This is a genomic window from Smaragdicoccus niigatensis DSM 44881 = NBRC 103563 (genome assembly GCF_000380645.1).
Taxonomy (GTDB): domain Bacteria; phylum Actinomycetota; class Actinomycetes; order Mycobacteriales; family Mycobacteriaceae; genus Smaragdicoccus; species Smaragdicoccus niigatensis.
On record NZ_AQXZ01000019.1, the window covers coordinates 530,624 to 554,542 of the forward strand.

General features: G+C 64.1%; 22 protein-coding genes. 9 read left to right on the top strand and 13 right to left on the bottom strand.

The genetic code is table 11. The features are described 5' to 3' along the window. Nucleotides 1–65 precede the first annotated feature (65 nt). Together F600_RS0123740 and F600_RS29615 are read right to left on the bottom strand one after the other, a co-directional pair. Entirely contained in the window at nucleotides 66–905 is an 840-nt protein-coding gene (locus F600_RS0123740; RefSeq protein WP_018163163.1) for a DMT family transporter, read from the bottom strand. After that, the gene (locus F600_RS29615) at nucleotides 902–1,387 is read right to left on the bottom strand and encodes a MarR family winged helix-turn-helix transcriptional regulator (protein WP_156024799.1); all 486 of its coding nucleotides are present in this window, start codon (nucleotides 1,385–1,387) and stop codon (nucleotides 902–904) included. The genes F600_RS0123740 and F600_RS29615 overlap by 4 nt, the downstream gene beginning before the upstream one ends. 80 nt (nucleotides 1,388–1,467) lie before the next feature. Between F600_RS29615 and F600_RS0123750 the strand changes: the two genes are divergently transcribed. Then, entirely contained in the window at nucleotides 1,468–2,259 is a 792-nt protein-coding gene (locus tag F600_RS0123750) for an alpha/beta hydrolase (protein WP_018163165.1), read from the top strand. Here F600_RS0123750 and smpB read toward each other — a convergent pair. From smpB to prfB, 8 genes are all read right to left on the bottom strand, one after another. Further along, a complete protein-coding gene (smpB, locus tag F600_RS0123755) occupies nucleotides 2,243–2,716 on the bottom strand; it encodes an SsrA-binding protein SmpB (protein ID WP_018163166.1) in 474 nt (157 codons plus the stop codon). The two genes, F600_RS0123750 and smpB, sit on opposite strands and share 17 nt — an antisense overlap. An 18-nt stretch (nucleotides 2,717–2,734) precedes the next feature. Next, nucleotides 2,735–3,634: a permease-like cell division protein FtsX gene (ftsX, locus tag F600_RS0123760; protein WP_018163167.1), complete on the bottom strand. Its 900-nt coding sequence runs from the start codon at nucleotides 3,632–3,634 to the stop codon at nucleotides 2,735–2,737. Between the two features lie 2 nt (nucleotides 3,635–3,636). After that, entirely contained in the window at nucleotides 3,637–4,326 is a 690-nt protein-coding gene (gene ftsE, locus F600_RS0123765) for a cell division ATP-binding protein FtsE (protein WP_018163168.1), read from the bottom strand. A 20-nt stretch (nucleotides 4,327–4,346) separates the two neighbouring features. Continuing rightward, a complete protein-coding gene (locus tag F600_RS29620; RefSeq protein ID WP_162141473.1) occupies nucleotides 4,347–5,018 on the bottom strand; it encodes a class F sortase in 672 nt (223 codons plus the stop codon). A 29-nt stretch (nucleotides 5,019–5,047) separates the two neighbouring features. Continuing rightward, the gene (locus tag F600_RS0123775; RefSeq protein ID WP_026306891.1) at nucleotides 5,048–6,094 is read right to left on the bottom strand and encodes a hypothetical protein; all 1,047 of its coding nucleotides are present in this window, start codon (nucleotides 6,092–6,094) and stop codon (nucleotides 5,048–5,050) included. A 225-nt stretch (nucleotides 6,095–6,319) separates the two neighbouring features. Continuing rightward, the gene (locus tag F600_RS0123785; RefSeq protein WP_018163171.1) at nucleotides 6,320–6,568 is read right to left on the bottom strand and encodes an Rv3103c transmembrane domain-containing protein; all 249 of its coding nucleotides are present in this window, start codon (nucleotides 6,566–6,568) and stop codon (nucleotides 6,320–6,322) included. After that, nucleotides 6,565–7,467 (bottom strand): mechanosensitive ion channel family protein, encoded by a 903-nt coding sequence (locus F600_RS0123790; RefSeq protein WP_018163172.1) that lies wholly within the window; start codon nucleotides 7,465–7,467, stop codon nucleotides 6,565–6,567. The genes F600_RS0123785 and F600_RS0123790 overlap by 4 nt, the downstream gene beginning before the upstream one ends. A gap of 54 nt (nucleotides 7,468–7,521) precedes the next feature. Next, on the bottom strand, nucleotides 7,522–8,622 hold the full coding sequence (gene prfB, locus F600_RS0123795) for a peptide chain release factor 2 (RefSeq protein WP_018163173.1): 1,101 nt from the start codon (nucleotides 8,620–8,622) through the stop codon (nucleotides 7,522–7,524). A 135-nt stretch (nucleotides 8,623–8,757) separates the two neighbouring features. Here prfB and F600_RS0123800 point away from each other — a divergent pair, with 135 nt between their 5' ends. The 8 genes from F600_RS0123800 (at nucleotide 8,758) to F600_RS0123835 (ending at nucleotide 19,530) form a co-directional block, all read left to right on the top strand. Further along, nucleotides 8,758–9,612, top strand: a complete 855-nt coding sequence (locus tag F600_RS0123800; protein WP_156024800.1) for a type IV toxin-antitoxin system AbiEi family antitoxin domain-containing protein — start codon at nucleotides 8,758–8,760, stop codon at nucleotides 9,610–9,612. A 46-nt stretch (nucleotides 9,613–9,658) separates the two neighbouring features. Next, nucleotides 9,659–10,444, top strand: coding sequence for a histidinol-phosphatase (hisN, locus tag F600_RS0123805; RefSeq protein WP_040632539.1), 786 nt, complete (start codon nucleotides 9,659–9,661; stop codon nucleotides 10,442–10,444). A gap of 102 nt (nucleotides 10,445–10,546) precedes the next feature. Next, a complete protein-coding gene (locus F600_RS0123810) occupies nucleotides 10,547–11,938 on the top strand; it encodes an acyl-CoA dehydrogenase family protein (RefSeq protein WP_018163176.1) in 1,392 nt (463 codons plus the stop codon). A gap of 36 nt (nucleotides 11,939–11,974) precedes the next feature. Beyond that, on the top strand, nucleotides 11,975–13,201 hold the full coding sequence (locus F600_RS0123815) for an acyl-CoA dehydrogenase family protein (protein ID WP_018163177.1): 1,227 nt from the start codon (nucleotides 11,975–11,977) through the stop codon (nucleotides 13,199–13,201). A 139-nt stretch (nucleotides 13,202–13,340) separates the two neighbouring features. Further along, nucleotides 13,341–14,660, top strand: a complete 1,320-nt coding sequence (locus tag F600_RS0123820; RefSeq protein ID WP_018163178.1) for an FAD-dependent monooxygenase family protein — start codon at nucleotides 13,341–13,343, stop codon at nucleotides 14,658–14,660. Nucleotides 14,661–14,727: 67 nt separating this feature from the next. Then, nucleotides 14,728–16,488: an acyl-CoA synthetase gene (locus F600_RS0123825; protein WP_018163179.1), complete on the top strand. Its 1,761-nt coding sequence runs from the start codon at nucleotides 14,728–14,730 to the stop codon at nucleotides 16,486–16,488. Nucleotides 16,489–16,498: 10 nt separating this feature from the next. Then, nucleotides 16,499–18,154 carry an acyl-CoA synthetase gene (locus F600_RS0123830; protein WP_018163180.1) on the top strand — a complete coding sequence of 552 codons (1,656 nt, stop codon included), beginning with the start codon at nucleotides 16,499–16,501 and terminating at the stop codon, nucleotides 18,152–18,154. Nucleotides 18,155–18,168: 14 nt separating this feature from the next. Beyond that, a complete protein-coding gene (locus F600_RS0123835) occupies nucleotides 18,169–19,530 on the top strand; it encodes an outer membrane protein assembly factor BamB family protein (protein ID WP_018163181.1) in 1,362 nt (453 codons plus the stop codon). Nucleotides 19,531–19,545: 15 nt separating this feature from the next. On the opposite strand, the gene F600_RS0123840 is transcribed toward F600_RS0123835, so the two are convergent. Genes F600_RS0123840 through F600_RS0123850 form a run of 3 tightly spaced genes read right to left on the bottom strand, consistent with a single transcriptional unit; the run spans nucleotide 19,546 to nucleotide 23,916 of the window. After that, nucleotides 19,546–20,508 carry a zinc-binding metallopeptidase family protein gene (locus F600_RS0123840; RefSeq protein ID WP_018163182.1) on the bottom strand — a complete coding sequence of 321 codons (963 nt, stop codon included), beginning with the start codon at nucleotides 20,506–20,508 and terminating at the stop codon, nucleotides 19,546–19,548. Continuing rightward, nucleotides 20,501–21,391 (bottom strand): transglutaminase family protein, encoded by an 891-nt coding sequence (locus tag F600_RS0123845; protein ID WP_018163183.1) that lies wholly within the window; start codon nucleotides 21,389–21,391, stop codon nucleotides 20,501–20,503. The genes F600_RS0123840 and F600_RS0123845 overlap by 8 nt, the downstream gene beginning before the upstream one ends. Continuing rightward, nucleotides 21,388–23,916: a circularly permuted type 2 ATP-grasp protein gene (locus F600_RS0123850; protein WP_018163184.1), complete on the bottom strand. Its 2,529-nt coding sequence runs from the start codon at nucleotides 23,914–23,916 to the stop codon at nucleotides 21,388–21,390. The genes F600_RS0123845 and F600_RS0123850 overlap by 4 nt, the downstream gene beginning before the upstream one ends. Nucleotides 23,917–23,919 lie beyond the last annotated feature (3 nt).

Consider the following 23,919-nt stretch of genomic DNA (forward strand, 5'->3'; position numbering starts at 1 on the left):
GCAAACCGGTTCCCGGAACCGTAAGACTGCAGGGAATTGATCGATCAGCGATCAGTTCCCTGCAATCACGCCCCGGCCGCGATCATCCCGACCGCGGCCAGCGCACCCGCCAGCCCCACCAGCTGCACCTTCGACAGCCGCTCCTTCAGCAACGCCATCGCGAGGAACACAGTCGCCGCCGGGTAGAGCGAACCCAACACCGAGACGATCGACAGCAGCGAGCCCTGCAAAGCGAACATGATCGCGCCGGTTGCCGTCACTTCGAGCAGCCCCGCGAGCAGAGCCAGCGGCAGCACCGATCGCGGCGGGAACTTGAACTCCGAGGCCGCAATCGCCGCTCCCCACACCACGACCGTCGAAGCAGCACGTGACGCAAGCAGCGGATAAAGCCCGGTACCCGCCTCGATCTGATGCATACAGACGAACGCGATTCCGAAAGCGGACCCGGAGCCAAAGGCCATCCATGCGGCAGTGGAAGTAATCCGCTCACCGTCATGCCCAGGCTCGCGACTGACCATCACGACCGCGACGATCGCTACCAAAATTCCGACAATCGCCAAAACCTCCGGCCGCTCCCCGAGCCCGAACCCGACAACCACCGGAATGCCGGCGACCAGCACGGCAGTAACCGGCGAAACGATCGACATCGGCCCGATCGCCATGGCGCGGTAGAACCACCACATCGCCAATCCGGCGAACACGCCTGAAGCCGCACCCCAAGCGAGACCCGAAACAGAAGCAGACCCACCGAACACCGGCACCAACAACGCGACCAACAGAACCGACGCCGGATACGACACCGCCACGATTCTCAAGGCGGCAGTACGACGAGAAGCGACTCCCCCGACGAAATCGGCAATGCCGTAACCGAGCGCTCCAACGAGCGCCAAGACAACCGAAATCATCGACCGAGCCTCGACGCCGGGTCGGCACTATCTGCAATCGCCGCCAAGGCTTTCTTCACAGCCGCCATCGCCGAAGACCCAATCACCTGCTCATACCCGTTCTCGATTTCCCACATGAAGCCCAACGCCGTACGCAGCAAGGTTCTTCCAGAATCGGTATGCCCCACCAATGTCGCACGCCCGTCGTCCGGGTCCGGACGCCGCTCGACGTACCCACGCTTCTCGATGTCGACGACCATCTGGCTCGCGGCCTGACGCGTAACCCCAAGCCGCCGTGCGACTTCCACGAGACGCGTGCCCTCAGTGTCGATGTTGCCCAGCACCTTGATCTGCGCCGTCTGCACGCCGGGGTAGCCCGCATCAGTGAGTCGCTGACCCAAATCATTGGACTCAATCTGCGCAAGCCGGATCAACAGACGCAGGAGAACAGTCTCTCGATGCGCCCGGATCTCCCCGGCATCCATGTGCTCGAAATCAGGCAACTAGGCAACCTTCTTGACAATTTAGGCAAGCAACTTGACAATCATTTCTAGCACACGCCCGACTCTGCCGAGGAGCCGAAATGAACACCGTCATCAGCGAAACCACGATCGCCGGGTTCCCGGCACTCAAAGCAACTGGCAATGGAACCAAACCGTCGATCGTCCTTCTGCACGGCGCCTTCGCCGACTACACCGGATTCGAAGCCTGGCTCGCGGCCTTCTCTGAATTGGGCCACGACGTCATCGCGCCGTCGCGTTCCGGACGGAACGGAGTCGGACCCGCGAAGGCCGAAGGACTGACGTTCGACGACTACATCAACGACACCATCAAGGTCCTCGACACCCTGGACGAGAAACCGATCATCATCGGCCACAGCCTGGGCGGACTCATCGCACAAAAGCTTGCCGAGCAAGGCCGAGCTCGAGCGATCGCCCTCATCGCGTCTGCTCCCCCGGGCATGCTCACCGCGCAGCCGATCGCACTGTCGCGATTCATCCCCCAGATGCCGAAGATCATGACCGGACGCCCGTTCGCCATGAAACACAACACGTGCGACGTCCTGGCTCTCAACCAGATGGCGTCCGAGCAGCGGCAGGCGTTCTTTGACCACTACACCCACGAGTCGGGCAAGGTCTATCGCTCACTTCTGCTCGGCACCGTGCGGGTCAATGCGAAGAAAGTCACCGTACCGGTGTTCGTCGCTGGCGGCGCGAAGGACCGGATCGTCTCCACCGGCCTCGTGAAATCAACAGCCAAGCACTACGGAACCACGCCACACATCTACGACGACGGCGGGCATTTCCTGATCAGCGAACCGGTAACGCCGGCCGTGATCGCCGACGTCGCGGAATGGCTCAGCGCATCCCTTTGACCCGACGGCCCAACTCGCGCGTGACCTCACGCTCGACGGTTCGCTTCGCGAGGTCCTGACGCTTGTCGTAGTCCTGCTTACCCTTGGCGAGCGCGAGTTCGACCTTGACCTTGCCGTCGTTGAAGTACATCGACAGCGGCACCAAGGTCTGGTTGCCTTCGCGCGTCTTGCCGACCAGATGTTCGATCTCGCGCTTGTGCAGCAACAGCTTTCGGGTGCGGCGGGGCGCGTGGTTCGTCCACGAGCCCTGTCCGTACTCCGGAATATGCAGGCCGTGCAGCCACACCTCACCGCGGTCGACGATGGCGAACGCATCGACGAGGGACGCATGGCCGAGCCGCAGGCTCTTCACCTCGGTTCCGACGAGGGCGATGCCAGCTTCGTAGGTATCGAGGATCGTGTAGTTGTGCCGCGCCTTGCGATTCGTCGCAATGACCTGGCGGCCCTTCTCCTTCACTGCACTTCCCCTACTTATTCACTCACGCACATACATCCGCAGCGTCACATACGAAACCGCCGCGGCAAAGCCAACACCTGCCACCGCCAGAACAGGCGAGATGGTCAGTATGTCGCCGTTCGAGACTTTCGCAAAGTTGTTTACCCCGAACACCACGCGGAAGACCACGTCGAGCACGAGCGGCCGAGCCACAAACAACCCGCCGATCGCCAGTACCAGACCCGCGATCGCCGCGCACGTCGCCTCCAACACGAACGGCAACTGCGTGTACCAGCGACTCGCTCCCACGAGCCGCATGATTCCTACTTCCGTCTTACGGGAGAACGCCGCGACCTGCACCATGTTCGCAATCAGCAGAAGCGCGGCCACGGCCTGCACAATGGCCACCGCAAACGCGGCGCGCTGCATACCCGTGAACAACTGCGTCAACTGGTCGATGACGGTGCTCTGGTTCAACATGCTCTGCACGCCCCGGCGGCCATTCACCACGCTGGCGATCCCCGGCACGACATCGGTGTCCTTCATCTTCACCATGAACGACGCCGGCAATGCGTCCTTGCTGATGAGGTCGACGAACTCCGGCTGCCCCTCGAACACACGCTTGCGCGCATCCTCCAACGTGGCGTCCTGGCTCATGAAGTCGACGTCGAGAACGCCCTTGACGTTGGCCAGGTCCTTCCAGAGCTGAACGCACACTTCCTGATTGCACGTCGGGTCGAACTGCGTCAGCTCGGGCGTGATGAACACTTGTGTCTGAAGCCGGTCGAGGAACATGTTCTTCGACTTCTCCGCCATCTTCACCACGAGCAGACCGCCACCGAGCATCGCGAGCGAGATCGCGGTGGTCAGGATCATCGCGATGGTCATCGTGACGTTGCGGCGCAGGCCACGCCGAGTCTCCGACAAAACGAATCCCATGGCTACCGCCCCAGCCCGTAGACGGCGTGCTGCTCGTCGCGCACAACCTTGCCGAGCTGCAACTCGACGACGCGGCGGCGCATGGAGTCCACGAGGTGGTTGTCGTGCGTGGCCATGACGACCGTCGTACCCATGCGGTTGATCCGCTCGAGCAGGGTCATGATCTCGTTGCTCGTCTCGGGGTCGAGGTTTCCGGTCGGCTCGTCGGCGAGGAGCACGTCAGGATGGTTGACCAGCGCACGAGCGATCGCGACGCGCTGCTGCTCACCACCGGACAACTCGCTCGGCCGCCGGCCAGACTTGCCGGCAAGGCCCACGAGATCCAACACCTTCGGGACCTCGCGATCGATCACCGAACGCTTCTTACCGATCACTTCCAGCGAGAACTCGACGTTCTCCCGAACCGTCTTCTGCTGCAGCAGGCGGAAGTCCTGGAACACCGTGCCGACGCGCTGACGCAGCTTCGGCACCTTGCGTCCCGGCAACTTGTTGACGTGGAAGCCGGCAACCCACACGTCTCCATAAGTTGGGACTTCCTCCCGCAGCAACAGGCGCATGAAGGTCGACTTGCCCGACCCTGATGCTCCGATGACGAACACGAATTCGCCCTCGTCGATCTCGACGTCGACCTTGCTCAATGCGGGCCGAGTCGATGTCTTGTACGACTTGGTGACGTTCTTCAGCCGGATCACCGCTGCCTCCAAGGGTTCGGTTACTCGTATGGTTTGGCGTCAACAAGTTTCGTGATGACGATGAGGTTGTCGTACGTGTCAGCCCCCTCGGGGGTGGTGTCACACGTCTCGAGGATCAAGCGACCCTCGATGTTCGTCAGCAGGTCCGTCCGGCTCGCGAGGTCCTTCTTCGGAACCTTGAAAACCTGCTGGACCCGGTACGTCAACTCACCGTCCGGCACTCCGACCGTCACCGTGTTGCCGACGCGTACCTTCTCGAGCGCTGCGAACGGCACGATCTCTCCGCTCGCATCGGCGTAGTTGTGTCCGACGATGAAAGCCGTTCCCGGGGAATGTGATCCGGGTTCGTTGCTGTCTGAGCGCCATACGGGGCGGTTATCGACCGGAACCACGCGGCCATCGATCGCCTTGACGCCGTCCGGATTGAGGCCAGTCCGGGAGAGAACCCCGTGCCCGATCTCAATCCAGAGTGGTTCGCCCTGCGGCACAAATGGAATGGCGGCCGTGCTCGTATCGGAATCCGGAGCGACGATCGGGATCGTCGTCTGTTCCATTACGGGCAGGCCGCCGGTCTGCGCCGCCGTTGCGCTGTTGCCGGGGGCGGAAGCCCACACACCCAGCAACAGCGCACCGAGGGAGATTGCCACCACTGGCGTTGCGACTCGGACTCCGGAACCTTTCAGCTCCGTCACCGCGGGTGCATCACCATTGGTTTCGGTCATTAGCCGCGCTTCGAGCCCATCCGGCTGATCTGCTCGCGAGCCGTTGCGATCGCCGAGGTGACGATGGCACCGACCTTGGCCGGAGCAGCGCCGTCTGCCAGCAGGGCCTTGCGGCGAGCGACGACCGTGACCGCACCGAGAGCGATGAGGATCAGGCCGGCGATGCCGACTGCCCAGCGAAGCATCTGGCTGCTGGCGCTCAGGAGAACGTCCGCCGGGTTGCGACCGGTGACGACCTCAGCACCCGGGGTCGAGTTTGCGCACTCGGCACCCGAACCGTTGGAGCCATTCGAGCCGTTGGAGCCCGGAGCACCGTTCGAACCGTTGCCGTGTCCACCCGGAGCGGTGTACTCGCACGGGGTGCACGAGTGGCTGCTACCACCAGGCGTGTTGCCGCCCGGGGTTCCGTGGCTACCACCAGGAGTGTTGCCACCCGGGGTCGACTCCTCGCAAGGGGAGGTCGACTCGGCGGCGACGCCGCTGCCCGGGGTGCCCGGCGAAACGCTCTCGCTGCTGTCGCCCGAGCCGCCCGGCGTGGTGCTGGCGCTGTCGACGCCCGAACCCGGAGTGCTGCCACCGGGAGTGCTGCTACCCGGCGTACCCGGGGTCTCGCTCGCGCTGTCAACGCCGCCCGAGGTCGGGTGGGTCGGGAAGGTGCCGCCCGGGATCTCCGAACCGTGGGTCGGGAGCTCGGAGCAGTCCTTGGCCTGTTCGTAGTTCGCCTGCGCGGCGTTCAGGTTGTCGGCCGCCTTCTTCTGGTCGGCGAGGGCCTTCTGGATGGCCGCAGTATCGCCGGACTGCTGAGCCGTCTGGACGGCCTTGTCTGCGGCGGCCTTCGCGGTCTGTGCCTGCTGAACCTGCTTGGCGGCCTGCTCGGCCTCGGTGCAGCCGTAGTTAGGTGCTGGGGCAACGACTGCGGGGGACGTGGAACCCGCGCTCACGCCACTATCGGCGAGGGCGACGCCGCCACCCAGCAGTGCGCTGATTGCAATGACAGTAGCGACGGTAGTGGAACGCGCTCCCGCCCGGAGTTTGAGGCTGGTCATCAGTAAATCTCCAAATCATTTGCCGGTCTGCTCGCCGACCTGGATCGGCGCTCGGGGGTAACTTTCACCGATGTAAGTCACCTCGACACGGTCCGACTCGGCACAGAGACCACTCCGATACATAAGCCTTACTTTTTCGGTATCAAGAGCAAAAACCCATACCTGCTAACGAATAGCAAAAGCGGTGATGAGCAAACGCTCATCACCGCTTTGGTTTCGATCGAGTTATCCCTGGGAACTGCCGGATGTCGGCGTGGATTCCGTGGGCGGAGAAGTCGGCGTGGTAGTCGACGGTTTCGACGTCGTCGTCGCAGGTGCGTGCGTCGTCGTCGGAGCCGACTCCTCAGTCTGCGTGAGCAGCGGAATCATCTTGAGTGGCAAGCCACTTGACCCGTCCGGACGCACCAGGATGTACAGCACGAACGCCCCGAACCACACCGCCAGCATCACGGCCGTGGAGGTACGAATTTTCATTCTTCACTACCTCCCACGGGCATTTCTTTCGACTTCCCAACGGTGACCGCCGCGGCAGCACTGGAGTGTCCTTCTCGCCTCAAAGCGGCAGCGACACGCACGCGGAGCTCGCGGCTCACCTGGAATTGTTTGCCGGGCAATGTCCTGGCAACCATGCGGATGTTGATCTTGTCGACCTCAAGGCTTTCGATACCCATGACACTCGGCTCATCGAGGAGCAATGGTCGAAGCCGTTTGTCGGCGAAGGCCTTGGCCCCCACATCGTGGAGGATTTCGTTGACCTGGGTGATGTCTGCCGAGGTGGGAACGGGCACGTCAACGACCGCGCGGGCCCAATCCTTGGACAGGTTTGTGGACTTCACGATCTGCCCGTTCGGGATCACGATGACTTCGCCCTCGTTGGACCGGACACGCGTCACGCGGAGCGTCACATCCTCGACAGTTCCCTCGGCGAGGATGTTGCCCGCGAGGGTTATTGACACGGCGTCGCCGAAGCCGTATTGGCGCTCGGTGATGATGAAGAAGCCGGCCAATATGTCCTGCACAATCTTCTGCGCGCCGAATCCGACGGCCGCTCCGATGACGGTTGCAGGAGCCACGAGGCCCACAACTTCGAATCCCAAAAGTTGCAAGACCTGGATTGCGACCAAGACATAAATCAGTATCAGGACGACCCAGCTGATCACCATCGCCAAAACGCGACGGTGTTTCTGCGCTTCGGAACGCACCAAAGCGTCCGAATGCTGGAAGTTCTTGTCGATTCGCTCGACGATCGAGTTGCGGCTGTAGACGACAAACCGACTGAGAATCGCTGCTCCGAGGACGAGGAGAACGATCTCCAAGCCGTTGGAACGTAGCCAGTCTGTGAAATCGGTCAGGGGTGCGATTGCCAGATTCATCGGTTCCGAGTCTAGTGACGTTCGGGCGATGCCTCCCCGACCGAACAGTGTGATCTAGTCCTCGTCCCGCATCCGCCAGCGGATTCCCGCTTCGATAAATCCATCGATGTCGCCGTCGAGCACCGAATCCGGGCTGTTGACTTCGTAGTTCGTGCGCAGGTCCTTGACCATTTGGTACGGGTGCAGCACGTACGAACGCATCTGGTTGCCCCACGACGCGCTGTTGTCGCCCTTGAGGGCATCCATTTCGGCGCGTTCCTCAAGCCGCTTGCGCTCGAGCAACTTGGCCTGGAGAACGCGCATCGCCGACACCTTGTTCTGCAGCTGCGACTTCTCGTTCTGGCAGGTCACGACGATGCCGGTCGGGATGTGCGTGAGTCGCACGGCGGAGTCGGTCGTGTTGACGGACTGTCCACCAGGACCCGACGAGCGATACACGTCGACGCGAATTTCACCTTCCGGAATGTCGATGTGGTCGGTCGTCTCGACGACCGGCAGCACCTCGACCTCGGCAAACGAGGTCTGGCGGCGGCCCTGATTGTCGAACGGGCTGATGCGCACAAGGCGGTGCGTGCCCTGCTCGATCGACAGCGTGCCGTAGGCATACGGCGCCTTGACCGCGAAGGTCGCGCTCTTGATTCCGGCTTCTTCGGCGTAGGAGGTGTCGTAGACCTCGACGCCGTACTTGTGCTTCTCGGCCCAGCGGATGTACATGCGCATGAGCATCTCGGCCCAGTCCGCAGCGTCGACGCCGCCGGCGCCCGACCGGATCGTCACCAGCGCGTCGCGCTTGTCGTACTCGCCGGCGAGGAGGGTCCGAACTTCGAGCAGCTCGATTTCGACACGAAGGGCGGCACGCTCACCATCGGCGTCGGCGATCGCCTCCGCGCCTTCTTCTTCGGCGAGCTCGTACAGAACTTCGAGGTCATCGAGGCGGGTGCGGAGTTCGGTGACTCGACGCAACTCCCCCTGCGCATACGAAAGCTGGCTGGTGACCTGCTGCGCGTGCTCCTGGTCGTTCCACAGGCTCGGGTCCGAGGCCTGTGCCTCGAGCTCTTCGATGCGCTTGCGCAGATCCTCGACGTCGATCACCGTCTCGATGCTCGTGAGGGTGGTGTTGAGTTCGGCGATATCTGCCGCGACATCTGGCTGCACGAGGGTCAAGCGTAATCGCTGACTGGCTGGCCCCTACTACGGCCTGATCCGGTCGATTAGCCTGCGGGCTGCGCAGGCTAATCGACCGGATGCGAAGCCGGGAACCGGCACAACCACCCGTGCGTCGGAGTGGGCGTGACGATTTCCAAAGTTCTTGCCATCCAAGACGGCGTCATCACGATGAAGCAGGCTCGTGATTGCGGCCTTTCCGAAGATGCCGTCCTGCGCAAAGTGCGATCCGGGGAGTGGATTCGCCATGCCAAGGGCGTCTACCAGTCAGCAGGACACCGCCGAACCCACGTGACTCGCTTCCGTGTTGCGATGTTCAGCCTGGGCACGGACGCCGTCGCGCACGGACCAAGCGCGGCCTGGTGGCACGGACTGACCGACACCGCGCCGGCAAAGCACTCGATAACCGTCCCGCAGAAGCGGACTACCGGGAGGCCGGGCGTGAGCGTCCGTCGACGCAACCTCCGACCGGAAGACATTGCCACCGTCCGCGGAGTCAGGACCACCGACATACCGCTAACCGTGCTTGAAGTCGGGGACTCGGTACTCATGGATCAGGCACTGCAGAAACACATTTCAATGAACGACCTCGAAGCCGCCTACGCCCGGAACCGCAACTGCACGGGGTCACGGCGAGCGAAAGAACTACTCGACGTGGCGCGAACCGGCGGCCGCAGCGAGGCGGAGCGCCTCACACATCGGATTTTGAAACCAATCGCTGGCTGGCGGCCGCAGCTGACCGTAAACGGCAAGTACCTCGACATCGGATTTGAAGAACTCCGGATCGGCCTTGAGATCGATGGATGGCGCTGGCACAAGGACTCTCACCGAAACGGTAAGGATATGCAGCGGCAGAACAGCATCGTTCTCGCTGGCTGGACGATCTTGCGCTACGACTGGCACCGACTCGCGAATGACGCCGACGGGGTACTGGAAGAAGTCCAGGCCGCGGTAGGGCTGCGCGCGAGTCTTGTCGGTTAGCCTGCGCCTTCCGCAGGCCAATCAACCAGATCGAACGAATAAGGTTCTGACTGTGTACTCCGCAGACCTTCAGCTGGCCCACACGCTCGCCGACGCCGCCGACGCGATCACGCGGGAGCGCTTCCTCGCCCTCGATCTTCAGATCGACTCGAAGCCGGACCTGACCCCGGTTTCGGACGCCGATCTGGCCGTCGAACGAAAGCTTCGCGCGATCCTCGAAACCGAGCGTCCGGACGACGCGGTCGCTGGGGAAGAGTTCGGGGGTGACCAAGCACACACTGGTCGCCAGTGGGTGATCGACCCCATTGACGGGACGAAGAACTTCGTCCGCGGAGTTCCGGTCTGGGCAAGCCTCATCGCACTGCTCGAAGACGGCGTTCCGGTCGTCGGTGTGGTCAGCGCTCCCGCGCTGGGCCGTCGGTGGTGGGCAAGCAAGGACGGTGGCGCCTTCGCGAAGGCCGGCCACCAGGAGTCGCGCCGAATCACCGTTTCCAAAGTCAAAGACCTCGACCACGCCAGCCTCAGCTTCTCCAGCCTCTCCGGCTGGCGTGACCTGGGACTTCGCGATCAGCTCATCGCCCTCACCGACGAGGTGTGGCGAGTGCGCGCCTACGGAGACTTCCTCTCCTATTGCTTTGTGGCCGAAGGTGCCGTCGATCTCGCCGCTGAACCCGAGGTGAACCTCTGGGATCTGGCACCGCTCGACATCCTCGTGCGCGAAGCGGGTGGGATGTTCACCGCACTCGACGGCACGCCCGGTCCGCACCACGGAAATGCTGTCGCCTCGAATGGTCAACTGCATCACGCAATCCTGGCCCGTTTGGCCAAATAACAGACCAGACTGGTTGACGGATCAAAATGATGGTGCCAGCCTTACTTCTCAGTAATCTTACCGCCGAGTAAGGTACGGGCCACCAACGTTTCAACGCTGAGAATGGTGAACATGAGCAAGAAGGAAAAGAAGGCGCCGCGCGACACGTCCGCTGTGGGCCTCAACCCGATCAAGCGCGACTGGCAGGGTGCTGCTCTCCGCGTTCTGACCACGATCCAGGGTTCGGAGCTCGCTGAGAAGCTGGGCATTCGCAAGCCGCTGAACACCGCTGTCTACGAGGGCACCAAGTCTGGCTTCAAGGCCCTCGCTGCCACCACGCGCGTGTTCTCGAAGGTTTCCGGTGGAGGCAAGGCCAAGCGCCTCCCGGACAACTCCCTCAAGAACGCTGACTACTTCGACCTCACCCCGGACGAAGAGCAGCAGATGATCGTCGACACGGTGAAGGACTTCGCCGCCGAGATCATCCGCCCGGCCGCCTACGACGCCGACCACGACGCGGTCGCTCCGGCCGACCTCCGCGCTCGCGCTGCCGAGCTCGGCATCACCATGATCAACGTTCCGGAGGAGCTCGACGGAGCTGCTTCCGAGCGCGCTGCGGTCACCAACTCTCTCGTCGCCGAGGCGCTTGCGCACGGTGACATGGGCATCGCGGTCCCGATCCTCGCGCCGAGCGGTTTCGCCGTCGCGCTGACCCAGTTCGGTACCGAGGCTCAGCAGAGCACCTACCTCCCGGCCTTCACCGGTGAGAACGTGCCGATGTCGGCCGTCGTCGTGTCCGAGCCGCACCCGCTCGCGAACCCGTTCGACCTGCGCACCACCGCAACCCGCACCGCGGGTGGCTACAAGCTCAACGGTGTCAAGAGCATGGTCCCGGCCGCCGGTGACTGCGAGCTCTTCATCGTCGCCGCTGCTCTCGACGGCAAGCCGGCTCTGTTCCTCGTCGAGTCGAGCGCCAAGGGCATCTCGATCGAGTCGGACCCGGGCATGGGTATCCGCGCTGCCGGCCTCGGCCGACTGATCCTCCAGGACGTTGTCGTCGGTGACGACGCCATCCTCGGTGAAGGCGACGCCGACGAGCGCGCTGAGGACTACGCGAACGCGATCCGTCTCGCTCGCCTCGGTTGGGCTTCGCTCGCCGTCGGTACGGCGCAGTCGGTTCTCGACTACGTCATTCCTTACGTCAAGGACCGCGAGGCCTTCGGCGAGCCGATCGCACACCGTCAGTCGGTGGCGTTCATGGTCGCCAACATCCAGATCGAGCTCGACGGTCTGCGCCTCATCACCCTCCGCGGCGCTTCGCGTGCCGAGCAGGGTCTGTCGTTCGCCCGTGAGGCTGGTCTGGCCCGTCGCTTCGCTGCGGAGCGCGGTATGCAGATCGGTCTGGACGGTGTCCAGCTGCTCGGTGGCCACGGCTACACCAAGGAGCACCCGGTCGAGCGGTGGTACCGCGACCTGCGTGCCATCGGTGTCGCCGAGGGCGTCGTCCTCATCTAATCCGCCGCGAACAGCAGAAACTTTCAGGAGCAATAAATGGCAATCAACCTCGAACTGCCGAAGAAGCTTCGCTTCGCGCAGAACCAGGCACACCAGGTCGGCGCGCAGATCTTCCGCCCGATCTCCCGCAAGTACGACAAGGCTGAGCACGCCTACCCGGTCGAGCTCGACACCATGGCTGCCATGGTCGAGGGCCTCGAGGCCTCTGGCACCCAGGACATCGCGGGCGCCAAGGGTGGCCGTGGTGACGATGCTGGCGACGACAAGGCACTCATCGTCGCCAACAAGAACGGCGGCAACATGATGTCGCTCATGAACACCATGGAGGTGTCGTGGGGCGACGTCGGTCTGATGCTGACCATTCCGTACCAGGGTCTCGGCAACGCGGCCATCGCCGCCGTGGCGACGGACGAGCAGCTCGAGCGCTTCGGTAAGGTCTGGGCCTCGATGGCCATCACCGAGCCGTCGTTCGGTTCGGACTCGGCCGCGGTCACCACCACCGCCGTGCGCGACGGCGACGAGTGGGTCCTCAACGGCGAGAAGATCTTCGTCACCGCCGGTGAGCGCTGCACCCACGTCGTCGTGTGGGCTTCGGTCGACAAGTCGCTGGGCCGGGCCGCGATCAAGTCGTTCTGCGTGCCGCGGGACGCTCCGGGTCTGACCGTCGCTCGCCTCGAGCACAAGCTCGGCATCAAGGCGTCCGACACCGCGGTCATCCTCCTCGAGAACTGCCGCATTCCGTACGACAACATCCTCGGTTCGCCTGAGGTCAACGTCGAAAAGGGCTTTGCCGGCGTCATGCAGACGTTCGACAACACCCGTCCGCTCGTTGCCGGTATGGCCGTCGGTGTTGCTCGTGCCGCTCTCGAAGAGCTGCGCGCGCTGCTGACCGAGGCTGGCATCGAGATCGATTACGACGCTCCGGCTTATACGCAGTCCGCGGCAGCCGCTGAGTACATCCGCCTCGAGGCCGACTGGGAAGCTGCTTACCTGCTCACCCTGAAGGCCACCTGGATGGCTGACAACAAGCTGCCGAACTCGCTGCAGGCGTCCGAGGCCAAGGCCAAGGCCGGCCGCATGGGCACCGACGTGACCCTCAAGGCCGTCGAGCTCGCGGGTGCGATGGGTTACTCCGAGCGCACCCTGCTCGAGAAGTGGGCTCGCGACTCGAAGATCCTCGACATCTTCGAAGGCACCCAGCAGATCCAGCAGCTCATCGTCGCTCGCCGCATCCTCGGCCTGTCGTCGGCAGAGCTCAAGTGATCTGAGTTTCGACTAGTAAGCGGTCGCCGCAGCCCACTGGGTTGCGGCGACCGTTTCGTTTAGGGACCTTGGTCGTTTCGTGGCGGATTTTTCGTCGAATAAGTTGGCATTTGAGGCCCGAGTCGTTCACTGTTGCGATGTGACTGCGGAAAACTCTCAAAACTCGAGGGCCATCGTTGTCGGCGCCGGCTTCGGTGGCCTCCTCGCGGCGGGTGCGCTGAGCCCACATTTCGGTGAGGTGCTGATCATCGAGCGGGATACGTTGCCCGCGGAACCAGGCGGGCGCACCTCGATTCCGCAGCGCCACCACCTGCACATCATGCTCGCGCGCGGCATCGCGAACGTGCACAAGATCTACCCGCAGTACGGCGACGAACTCCTCGCCCAGGGCGCCTTCACCGGCGACGTCGGCGCATGCGCGACCGCGGCCGCACCGGGTGGCATGCACCGACTTCCGGTCGCCATCGGCATTCAGGACTTCTACGCCAGCCGAGACGCGATCGAATGGGCGATCCGCCAGTGCGCGTCGCGTCTGCCCAATGTCCGGATCATCGACAACACCGTCGTCACCGGGCTGGCGACCACCGAAGATCGCAGCACCGTCACCGGCGTGACCACCGCCGGAGAGACCTTCCTCGCCGACCTCGTCGTCGACAGCTCGGGGCGCGCCGCGCACGGCCCGGGCTGGCTCGAACACATCGGCTACGAACGTCCGCACGAGACGAAGGTGCCGGTCGGCGTCACGTACGGCACCCGTCGCTACAAGCGTGATCCCGTTCGCCACGGATCGATCTACCGCATCAGCGTCGCGCCGACCGAGGACGGTCACCGCGGCGGCGTGATGATCGCGCAGGAAGACGGCACCTGGATCGTCACGTTGTCCGGCTTCGGCAACCACCGGCCCGAACTCGACGAGAAGAAGTTCCACGAGTTCGCGAAGTCCTTCGTCGCTTCGGACATCGCGGACGCGATCACCGACGCCGAAGCGGTCGACGACGGTCACCGCTTCAAGATCCCCGCCATCGTGTGGCGCGACTACAAGGGCACCAAACTCCCCCGCAACTACCTGCCGCTCGGCGACACGATCTGCTCGCTGAACCCGATTTACGCGCAGGGCATGACGGTCGCCTCCGAAGAAGCCGTGATCCTCGCGAATTGCCTCGGTAGCGGGCGCGACGATCTGACTGCGCGCTTCCTCACCGACGCGGACAAGTTCATTGGCCGCGTATGGAATTCGACGGCTCCTCTCGACCGCAAGGCACTGGACACCACCGCCACCCCGAAGAAGGGTGCCCGCGACGTCATCATGACGGCATTCGGTCGGGCGATGGCGTCCGATCCGAAGGTCGTCGAAGCGTTTCTGCGGGTCAACGGCCTGCTCGACAGCCCCGCAAAGCTCACCAGACCGACCATTCTGGCGCGAGTGGCATGGGCCAACCGACCCTGGCGCCGAAGCTGAGCGTCGACTGATAAGTTTCAGATTGCGGTCTATGCCGCGGTCTGAAATCTCACTGCGGAGGTAGACAATGCCGGGACTGGATTCCGTACGCTCGCGACTCGTCGATTCGGCGCAAAACGTACGATCCAAGCTCACCGATGCAGCAAGTACCGCCGCCGACGCAGCGGAAACCGTCGGCGAGCGGGTCGCCGAGACGGCGACCACGGTCCGCACCCGAGCGATCACCGCGTTCGAAACCGGACTCGCAGTCAACAAGCTTCGCGAGCGCGGCATCTTCAACCCGCTGCGCCCCGACGAGGGCATCCGCACGCTCATCGACAACCGCCGCTACGGCCCGCAGGCCGGCGTTGTTCTCGCGACCGCGCGCCTCTACCCGAACCAGGCTGCGCTCACCGATGAAAAGGGCGAGCTCACCTACCGCCAGCTCGACGAGCAGTCGAACCAGCTCGCGCGCGGCCTCCAGTCGATCGGGCTCAAGGAAGGCGCGCACATTGCGCTCCTGGCCCGCGACCACCGCGGCCTGCTCTTGAGCATTCTCGCTGCCGGCAAGGGCGGTTACCGCCTCATCCTCATGAACACCGGCTTCGCGAAGCGGCAGTTCGCGGAGGTCGCCGAGCGTGAGAACGTCCAGGCGGTGCTGCACGACAGCGAGTTCATCGACCTCCTGAGCGCGATGCCTTCGGACATCCCGCACTACCTGACCTGGACCGATGAAGGCCACCAGGTCGAGGGCATGACGACGATCGACGCCCTGGCCAATGGCCAGTCGAAGAAGGCCCTGAAGCCGCCGAAGAAGTCGCTCGGATTCGTCATTCTGACGTCCGGAACGACCGGCACCCCGAAGGGTGCACCGCGTACCAAGACCTCGCCGATGATCTCGGCGCAGCTCGTCGACCGCATCCCGTTCCCACGCCAGAAGTCAGTCGTCATCGTCTCCCCGATCTTCCACAGCACCGGCATGGTGTCGTGGGCGATCTCGGCGCTGCTCGGCAACAAGACCGTGCTCGTTCGCCGCTTCAACCCGGAGAACACGCTCAAACTCATCCAAGAGCACAAGGCCGAGATGCTCGTAGCCGTTCCGACGATGCTGCAGCGCATCCTCGACCTCGGCCCGGACGTCATCGGCAAGTACGACACCTCGTCCCTGCGGATCGCACTTGTCGCGGGTTCGGCTGTGTCGCCGGAACTTTCGCGTCGCATGGCCGCGACGTTCGGCGACGTTCTGTACAACATGTACGGCTCGACCGAGGCCGCCGTCGTGGCCATCTCGACGCCGCAGGAGCAGCGCATCGCGCCCGGAACCGTCGGCAAGCCGCCGGTCACGTGTCACGTGGTCCTGCTCGACCAGAACGACGAGCCGATCGAAGGGGCCAACAAGTCCGGCCGCATCTTCGCGCAGAACGGCGGCATGTTCGAGGGGTACACCGACGGCCGCCACAAGGCGTTCGTCAAGGGCTGGATGTCGACCGGCGACACCGGGCACTTCGATGAGAACGGTCTGCTGTTCATCGACGGCCGCGACGACGACATGATCGTCTCCGGTGGGGAGAACGTCTTCCCGGGCGAGGTCGAGGACCTGCTCGTCGAGCGCGACGACATCATCGAGGCCGCCGTGATTGGCGTCGACGACCGCGACTTCGGCAAGCGTCTGCGCGCATTTGTGGTGCCGGCGAAGGGCTCGAAGAAGGACGTCGAGGAGATCAAGGCCTACGTCAAGGACAACCTCGCGCGATACAAGGTCCCGCGCGATGTCATCTTCATCGACGAACTCCCGCGCAACGCCACCGGCAAGCTGCTGCGGACCAAGCTCGCCGAATACGAGGCTTAACAAACCGCCAATGGTTTGGGGCATCCCGTCACCCGTCAAGGTCCTCGGCCAGGCCGTCGACTTCGCGCGTAGCGCGGAGGTACTGCGCCGACGCGGCCTCATCGATCTGCGCCGCCCGGAGGACATGCTCCGGGCGCTGCTCAACGCGAACAACTTCGGCCCGTTCGCGACCGCGGTCGGTCACGGCGCGGCCGTGGACGGGTCAGCTCCGGCGATCGTCGACGAGCGCGGCGAAGTCAACTACACGCAGCTCGAAGAGCTGTCGAACGGTCTCGCGCGAGGACTGGGCGCGAACGGAATCAAGCCCGGCGACGTCATCGCGGTGCTGGCCCGCGACCACCGAGGTCTGGTCCTGAGCATGGTGGCGGCGGACAAGATCGGCGCGCGCATCGTCCTCATGAACACCGGTTTCGCGAAGCCGCAGTTCGCCGACGTCTGCGCCCGCGAAGGCGTATCCGCGATCCTCCATGACAGCGAATTCACTGACCTGGTGAGCGTTCTCGACTCGTCGATTCCACGCTTCCTCACCTGGATCGACGTGACCGACAAGGTCGACAACACGGCCAAGCCCATCGAGTACGTCATCCAGGGGCAGTCGAAGGCGCCCGTTCCCGCTCCGAAGTCGAAGGGCGGCATGGTCGTCCTCACGAGCGGCACGACCGGAACCCCGAAGGGTGCCCCTCGTCAGCGGATATCCCCCCTGGACATCGCACAATTCGTCGATCGCATCCCGCTCCCGAGCAACGGCACGATCGTCATGGGCGCGCCGATGTTCCACACGACCGGGCTGTCGCAGTTCGTCATCGGCCTCGCGCTAGGCAACAAGATCGTGCTGCAGCGGCGATTCAACCCCGAGACCACGATCCGCAACCTCGTGAAGACCAAAGCCTCGACCCTGGTGCTCGTCCCAACAATGCTGCAGCGCATCGTCGACCTCGGCCCGCGCAAGCTCGCCAAGTACGACACCTCATCGCTGCAGCTCATCGTGGTCGCCGGCTCATCGCTCTCCCCCGATCTCTGCCGCCGGACCGCAGCGGCGTTCGGGAACGTTTTGTACAACATGTACGGATCGACCGAGGTGGCCGTCGCGACCGTCGCCACCCCCTCGGAACTGCGACGCGCGCCCGGAACCGTCGGGCGGCCGCCGGTGGGTTGCCAGGTCGCGCTGTACGACGACGATCGAAACCTCATCAAGACTCCGAACACTCTTGGCACGATCTTCGTGTCCAGCGGGCTGAGCTTCACCGGCTACACCGACGGCCGCAACAAAGAGATCGTCGACGGCCTGCTCTCGACTGGCGACGTCGGCCATTTCGACCACGAACGCCTCTGGTTCGTGGACGGTCGCGAAGACGACATGATTGTCTCCGGTGGTGAGAACGTCTACCCGCTCGAGGTCGAGAACCTGCTCGCCGAGCGCCCCGACATCACCGAAGCAGCCGTGATCGGCGTCGATGACCACGACTTCGGAAAGCGCCTGCGCGCGTTCGTGGTGGCTGCAAAGGGTTCGACGAAGAAGGACGCGGAGCACATCCGCGACTACGTGCGGGACAACCTCGCATCGTTCAAGGTTCCGCGCGATGTGTACTTCATCGATGAATTGCCGCGGAATGCGACCGGAAAGATTCTGCGGTCAAGACTGGCGGAGTTCACCCCGCCGGGCTAAAGGAGCTTGCAACGATGGCATTTCCCCCACCTCCGCCGCAACCGCAGCACTCGCGCGGTCGCGCCTGGAAGTGGTGGACCGCCGGGGCCGTATTCGTGCTGGTGGCAGCGCTCGTCGTGGGCGGCGTTTACTGGCTGCACTCGAGTTCGCCAGGCGAGCGACCAGCGGACCAGCTCGAGAAAAGCTACCCCACTGCCCCGGTCGCGGGCTGGACACTGCGGGCCGCTGATCTTCGGACCGGTGGCGTGTTCCGGGCCCTCAACATGGCTGGTAATCAGTACTACGCACCTGGATTCATCGATCTCGGCGACATCCTCGTCACCTCGGTATCCGACGGTATGCAATCCGGTACGAAGCCCCGCGGACCGCGGGAATTGATTGGCGTCGACAGCAAAACGGGTGAACTGCGGTGGCGAACCCCGCTCGAAGGTTCCCTGAACTGTGCCACCGAAGCGATCGATGGATTGCTCGCCTGCACCGGAAACAACACCATCCAGACGTTCCGGATATCGAACGGCGAACGCGTGCAGTCGGTGCCGGCAAACGGAATCGGCGTCGTCGAAGCGCATGCCGGCGCGTTGTATTCCTACGGCTATGACCACGAAGCCGGCACTTTGGTGCTCTCCCGCGGCACGGTGACCGACCCCAAATCCGACTGGCGAACGGAGTTTCAGCGGCCGACCGAGACGTGCGTGGGCTCCGGCGATTCGATGGAGTTTCGCGTCGAAGACGGCATCGTGTACTTCTCCAACGGCCTGGCCTCTGCGGCCGCGTCGGCAGCGGACGGACGGAACCTGCTCCCCGCCAACGTCGGCTGGATCAAGGTCCTACCGGGCCAGGGATATTCCGGGAACGAATGCCGAGACGGGGGACCAAGCCGCTCGGTCGTGGTGGTCGACCACAACGGTGTCGTTGTTCGCACGGTCGACGCAGATTACGGACCCCGACTACTGGCGTTGATGCCCGATCCCGACCGACCCGTCGCCCTGGGCAAGGACGTCATCAACCTGCGCAGTGGCAAACGGCTGTGGTCGATAGGCGCGGACTCCCGGTTCGAGTTGATGGTGGGAAAGGTAGTGCTCGTTCGTTCGGTCGACGAGCGCGGTACCGCTGGGACCCGAGTCTCAGCGCACTCCCTTGACACCGGTGAGCTGCTCTGGACCGCGAACCTTCCGAAGAGCACCTATTCGGCGCTGACCGACGGCGAACGGCTCATCATCCCCGACTCGTACACCTCCGACACGAGTCGAGTCGTCGCCGTCAATCTCACCAGTGGCGACATCGACTGGACAGCTCGGATGGGCAATCCGGCGAAGGCGCGTGACGGCATGGCGTCAATGACGCCCCAGGAACTCACCTATTACCCACCCCCATGACCGGTTGGGCCCGCTTCAGGTCGAGTTTCGAATGACCTCGTGTACGAATCCGAGCTTCTCGACCACGGGATCGGCGAGGACGAACGGGTAGAGATCCGGGTGTCCCATCGACCGGTTGACCTGGTTGAGTCCCCAGACGAGCGGGATCCACTGGCTGATGATCTCGCCGATCGTCACATCCCGGCGCCCGAGGGTGATTCCGGATGGCGAGAAGCCGAAGGCCGAGGCGGTGTCGAGCGTGTCCCGGATGTGCAGGTAGTGCGCGAAGGTCTCGGCCCAGTCCTCGGCGGCGTGCATCGACGCATACGCCGAGACGAAACTCGAGTCCCAATCTGCCGGCGGTCCCTGTTGGTAGTGGCGATCGAGCGCCGTCTGATAGTCCTCGTTCGCATCGCCGAACAACTGGAAGAACCGGTTGTTCCGGTCCGGTCCATAGATGAGCACCCCGAAGTAGTAGTGCCCGATCTCGTGCCGGAAATGGCCCAGCAGCGTTCGATACGGCTCGGCCATTTCGACGCGCATCTGCTCCCGGTGGACGTCGTCACCCTCGGCGAGATCAAGAGTGATCACCCCGTTGAAATGACCCGTCGTGACCTTTTCCGTCGCGCTCGAGAGGAGGTCGAATCCGAGGCCCCACGCCGGGTCGGCGTCCCGGCCCACGATCGACAACCCGAGTTCGGTCAGTTCCAGAATCAAGCGTCGCTTGGCTTGCTCGGCGTCGGCGAACGCCTCGATCGCGTCGGCATCGGAATCGGCCGGCCGCGTGATCGTCAAGCGGCATGACGGACAGAGCGGCTCGTCCGGTGTGGTCAGCCAATTACACCGGGCGACATGCAGATTGGCGCACATCGCATGGTCGCCAACGGGAACGAGCTGTCGTGACGACAGATCGAACCCAAGGTTCGAATTGCACGACAGACACAGCGAGTTCTCAAAAATCAGACGCTGCCCGCACACCGGGCAGTGGAAATCACGCATGGGAACCGATCGGGTTGAGGGGCGCGACGTCGACCGAAACGTGGATCGTGCTCGAATCCGCCTCGGTATAGATCACCCCGCGCAGTGGTGGGACGTCGGCATAGTCGCGTCCCCAGGCGACGACGACATAGCGTTCGTCGACGAATTGATCGTTGGTCGGATCGAAGCCGACCCACGCCTCCGGACCGATCCGTACGTCCGCCCATGCGTGTGTGGCGTCGACCCCGACCATCCGCTCCTTGCCGGGCGGCGGATCAGTCGCGAGGTAGCCCGACACATAGCGACTTGCGAGCCCCACGCTGCGCAAGCACGCGACGGCGAGGCGCGCGAAGTCCTGGCACACGCCCGAACGATCGCGCAGAACCTCGGCCACCCGGGTCGAGACGTTGGTCGCGCCGGACTCATAGGTGAAGTCGGTGAAGATCCGGTGGTTGAGTTCGGCGACGGCTTCGCCGATCGGACGACCGGGAGTGAATGAGGTCGCCGCGTAGGCCCGAACGTCCGGGGTGATCTCCGGCGGATCGAGATCGAGCATGAATTCGATCGCCGCGACACTCTCCCGCGTCGTCCCGTCCGGGATCGCCTTCTCCCAAGGCTGCGCGAGCGACTTCGGGTCGGGCGCGTGAGGATCGACCTCGACCGTCGACGTCCCGGTGACCACGAGGGTGCAATGAGGTTCCGTCACGTGGAAATACAGCTGGGAGTTGCCGTAGCTGTCCCGGCTGAGTGCGAAGTCCGCCGCCTGCGGATCGACTGTCACGCCGTGATCGATGAGTTTTTGGTCTGCGGTGTCACGAGGAGTCAGATACCCACGTCCGTACGAGGACGAAACCCAATTCGAATACTCGTATGTGGTGGTGTGCGTGATCGCGTAGCGCCTCATGACACGTACCGTCCTGCCGCCGTACCCCACAGCGGCTGGATCGCCGTCGGGACCGCCATCTTCTCACTGAGCACGTCGGAGAGTTCGCGCAGCAGCTTGTGGATTCCGGTCATGAGCTCGACGAGGTCGGTGCGCACACCGCTCTCGTCGGAACGCTCGAGGTCGTGCGGGTCGGCCCGGCGAAGCAGCGCACGCGCATCCTCGGCCAGCCGCTCGGCGGGCGTGGAGCCCGTCGCACCTGGCGTCTTCTGGAGGTCGATCCGCAGCCGCTCGAGCTGGAAGGCGAGCGATCGTGGGTTCGTCTCGTCGAGCAGGATGAGCTGGGCGAGAGCCGAGGCCTGCGCGCGACCACGGTTCCGGCGGCGGTAGGTCACCGACGATTCGGTCGCGGCCAGGACGAAGTCGATGATCGCGCGTTCCGCGCTCGGTGCGTGTGCGTGGGTCAAGGTTCCGGTGACCAAGAGCGTCAATTGGAGTGCCCGCTCGATGCGCTTGCCAGCGTCCGTGAGGTACCAACCGGCATCGTGGACCATCGACTCGGAGGCAAGGCCGGACAGCGACAGAAGCGCTCCGACAACGGCGCGGTGAGCCTCGGACTCGGTGACTTCGTCATCGTCATTGCGGGCCATGTTGACGGCTCGATCGAGCGTCGCCAGGAAAGCCCACGAATCGAGCGACATCTGGTCACGCACCGCACGGCAGGCGTCTTGCAGACAGTCGATCGACTGCTGGAGCGAACCGAGCCGTACCGGATCGATCGTCATCGACCGCAGCGTCTGGTCGGGAGTCATCCCCGCGTCGCTCGGCGAGAGAGCGTTGATGGCGTCGAGCAAGACCGGCAGGCAGTCGCCACCGGCGAGCCACGGGCGGTCGCGGTAGTCGGTCAGCTTGTCGCGTGCGGCCAGCAAAAGGCGCGCCGTCTGCTCGGTACGTTCCCCGTACCGCCCGATCCAGAACAGGTCGGAGAGAACACGCGGCGAGGTGATCGAATCCGGTGTCACGTGCTCGGCGGCCAGGATCTCCGGCAGCGCCAGGGCACTCGGCGATCCGACTTCGGCCTTCGCCGCAGGTCGGACCCAGACATCCTTGGCCGTGGTCGAAACGAGCAGGCCGTTGTCGTCGAGATGGTGGAGAACCGAGCCGAGGCCGCCGTTGAGCGCCACGTAGCCGGAGGTCCCGGCCACGGTGAACATCCGGAACTCGACCGGCGCCGACTGCATGGTCCCGCGGTATGACGTTGGCGCCGAGGAGAAGTGCGGAAGCTCGCGCGCAACCCAGCCCTGCGGATCGGCTTCGATCGCGGCCGCCAACTCCTTGCGACGCGGACGCGAGAGCATGCTCCCGACGATCGAGTGACCGCCGGAGATGCGCTCGAAAACCAGCGTGCCCGCACGCGCGATCATGTGTTGGCGCTCGGTGTCGACACCGGCCCAGTACCGGCGGACAGACGGCAGCATGAGGTCTTCATCGAGCAGGTCACGGCACAACTGTGGGAGCAGTCGCGGCAGGGTCGGGTTCTCGAGAATCCCGCTGCCCAGCGAGTTCACGACCGTGACGGCTCCCCTACGCATCACCTCGACCAGACCGACGACGCCCAGACGCGAATCGGGCCGGAGGTCGAGGGGGTCGGCGTACGCCGCATCGACGCGGCGGAGGACCACGTCGACCGGGCGCAGCGTGCCGAGTGCACGCATCCACAGTCGACCGTCACGGACGACGAGGTCCGCGCTCTCGACGAGCGGGAAACCGAGAACCGTCGCGAGATGTGCCTGGTCGAACGCGGTTTCCGAATGCGAACCCGGGCTCAGGACGACGACGAGTGGGTCGTCGGCGGATGACGGTGCCGCGTCGATCAGCGCGAGCCGCATGGCCTGCGCGAACCCGCTCAGGGGCCGGGGCCGAACTTCCTGGAACAACGCCGGCAGCGCGCGCGAGATGACCCGGCGATCGGCAATCGAATAGCCGACTCCCGACGGGGCCTGCGTACGGTCGGCGGACACGAAGAACGACCCGTCGGCCCGACGGGCCACATCGGCCGCGTGCAGAAACAGTTGGTGCCGGCCGGGTAGTCGAATTCCCCGCGCAGCCCGAATGTAGGCCGGGTCGGCGAACAGGACTTCCGGCGGAATGAGCCCGCGGCGAACCGTCTTCATCGGACCGTAGAGGTCGTCGAGAACAGCGTCGAGAAGCCGGGACCGCTGAATCATTCCCGCTTCGACGACCGCCCAGTCGTCCGCGGACACGATGAGCGGCAGTCCGTCGAGCTGCCACTTTCGAATACCGTGCTTGGGCGCGACACCGCGAGCGGCTTCGTCGATGAGCTCGTTGTAGGTGATGCCGTCGTTCTCGACGAGATGGTCGACACGAGCCCGCAAAACCGAGAGCACTGGTGAGTCACCGCTCAGGACAGACTGCGACAACTCCTGCCACTGCGGCCGCACCTGACCGTCCCGATCGACGTACTCGTCGAACACACGGCGCGCGGAAGTGCGATAGGCGGAGACTTCGTCGTCCAGAACCGTCATCGT

Coding starts and splice junctions, on each gene's coding strand:
- ftsX (WP_018163167.1), bottom strand. CDS start 3,634: ATGGGATTCGTTTTGTCGGAGACTCGGCGTGGCCTGCGCCGCAACGTC.
- F600_RS0123835 (WP_018163181.1), top strand. CDS start 18,169: ATGGCATTTCCCCCACCTCCGCCGCAACCGCAGCACTCGCGCGGTCGC.
- F600_RS0123740 (WP_018163163.1), bottom strand. CDS start 905: ATGATTTCGGTTGTCTTGGCGCTCGTTGGAGCGCTCGGTTACGGCATT.
- F600_RS0123775 (WP_026306891.1), bottom strand. CDS start 6,094: ATGACCAGCCTCAAACTCCGGGCGGGAGCGCGTTCCACTACCGTCGCT.
- F600_RS0123850 (WP_018163184.1), bottom strand. CDS start 23,916: ATGACGGTTCTGGACGACGAAGTCTCCGCCTATCGCACTTCCGCGCGC.
- F600_RS0123785 (WP_018163171.1), bottom strand. CDS start 6,568: ATGAAAATTCGTACCTCCACGGCCGTGATGCTGGCGGTGTGGTTCGGG.
- F600_RS0123840 (WP_018163182.1), bottom strand. CDS start 20,508: ATGCGTGATTTCCACTGCCCGGTGTGCGGGCAGCGTCTGATTTTTGAG.
- F600_RS0123810 (WP_018163176.1), top strand. CDS start 10,547: ATGGTGAACATGAGCAAGAAGGAAAAGAAGGCGCCGCGCGACACGTCC.
- F600_RS0123830 (WP_018163180.1), top strand. CDS start 16,499: ATGGTTTGGGGCATCCCGTCACCCGTCAAGGTCCTCGGCCAGGCCGTC.
- F600_RS0123815 (WP_018163177.1), top strand. CDS start 11,975: ATGGCAATCAACCTCGAACTGCCGAAGAAGCTTCGCTTCGCGCAGAAC.
- F600_RS0123845 (WP_018163183.1), bottom strand. CDS start 21,391: ATGAGGCGCTACGCGATCACGCACACCACCACATACGAGTATTCGAAT.
- F600_RS0123790 (WP_018163172.1), bottom strand. CDS start 7,467: ATGAATCTGGCAATCGCACCCCTGACCGATTTCACAGACTGGCTACGT.
- F600_RS0123825 (WP_018163179.1), top strand. CDS start 14,728: ATGCCGGGACTGGATTCCGTACGCTCGCGACTCGTCGATTCGGCGCAA.
- F600_RS0123750 (WP_018163165.1), top strand. CDS start 1,468: ATGAACACCGTCATCAGCGAAACCACGATCGCCGGGTTCCCGGCACTC.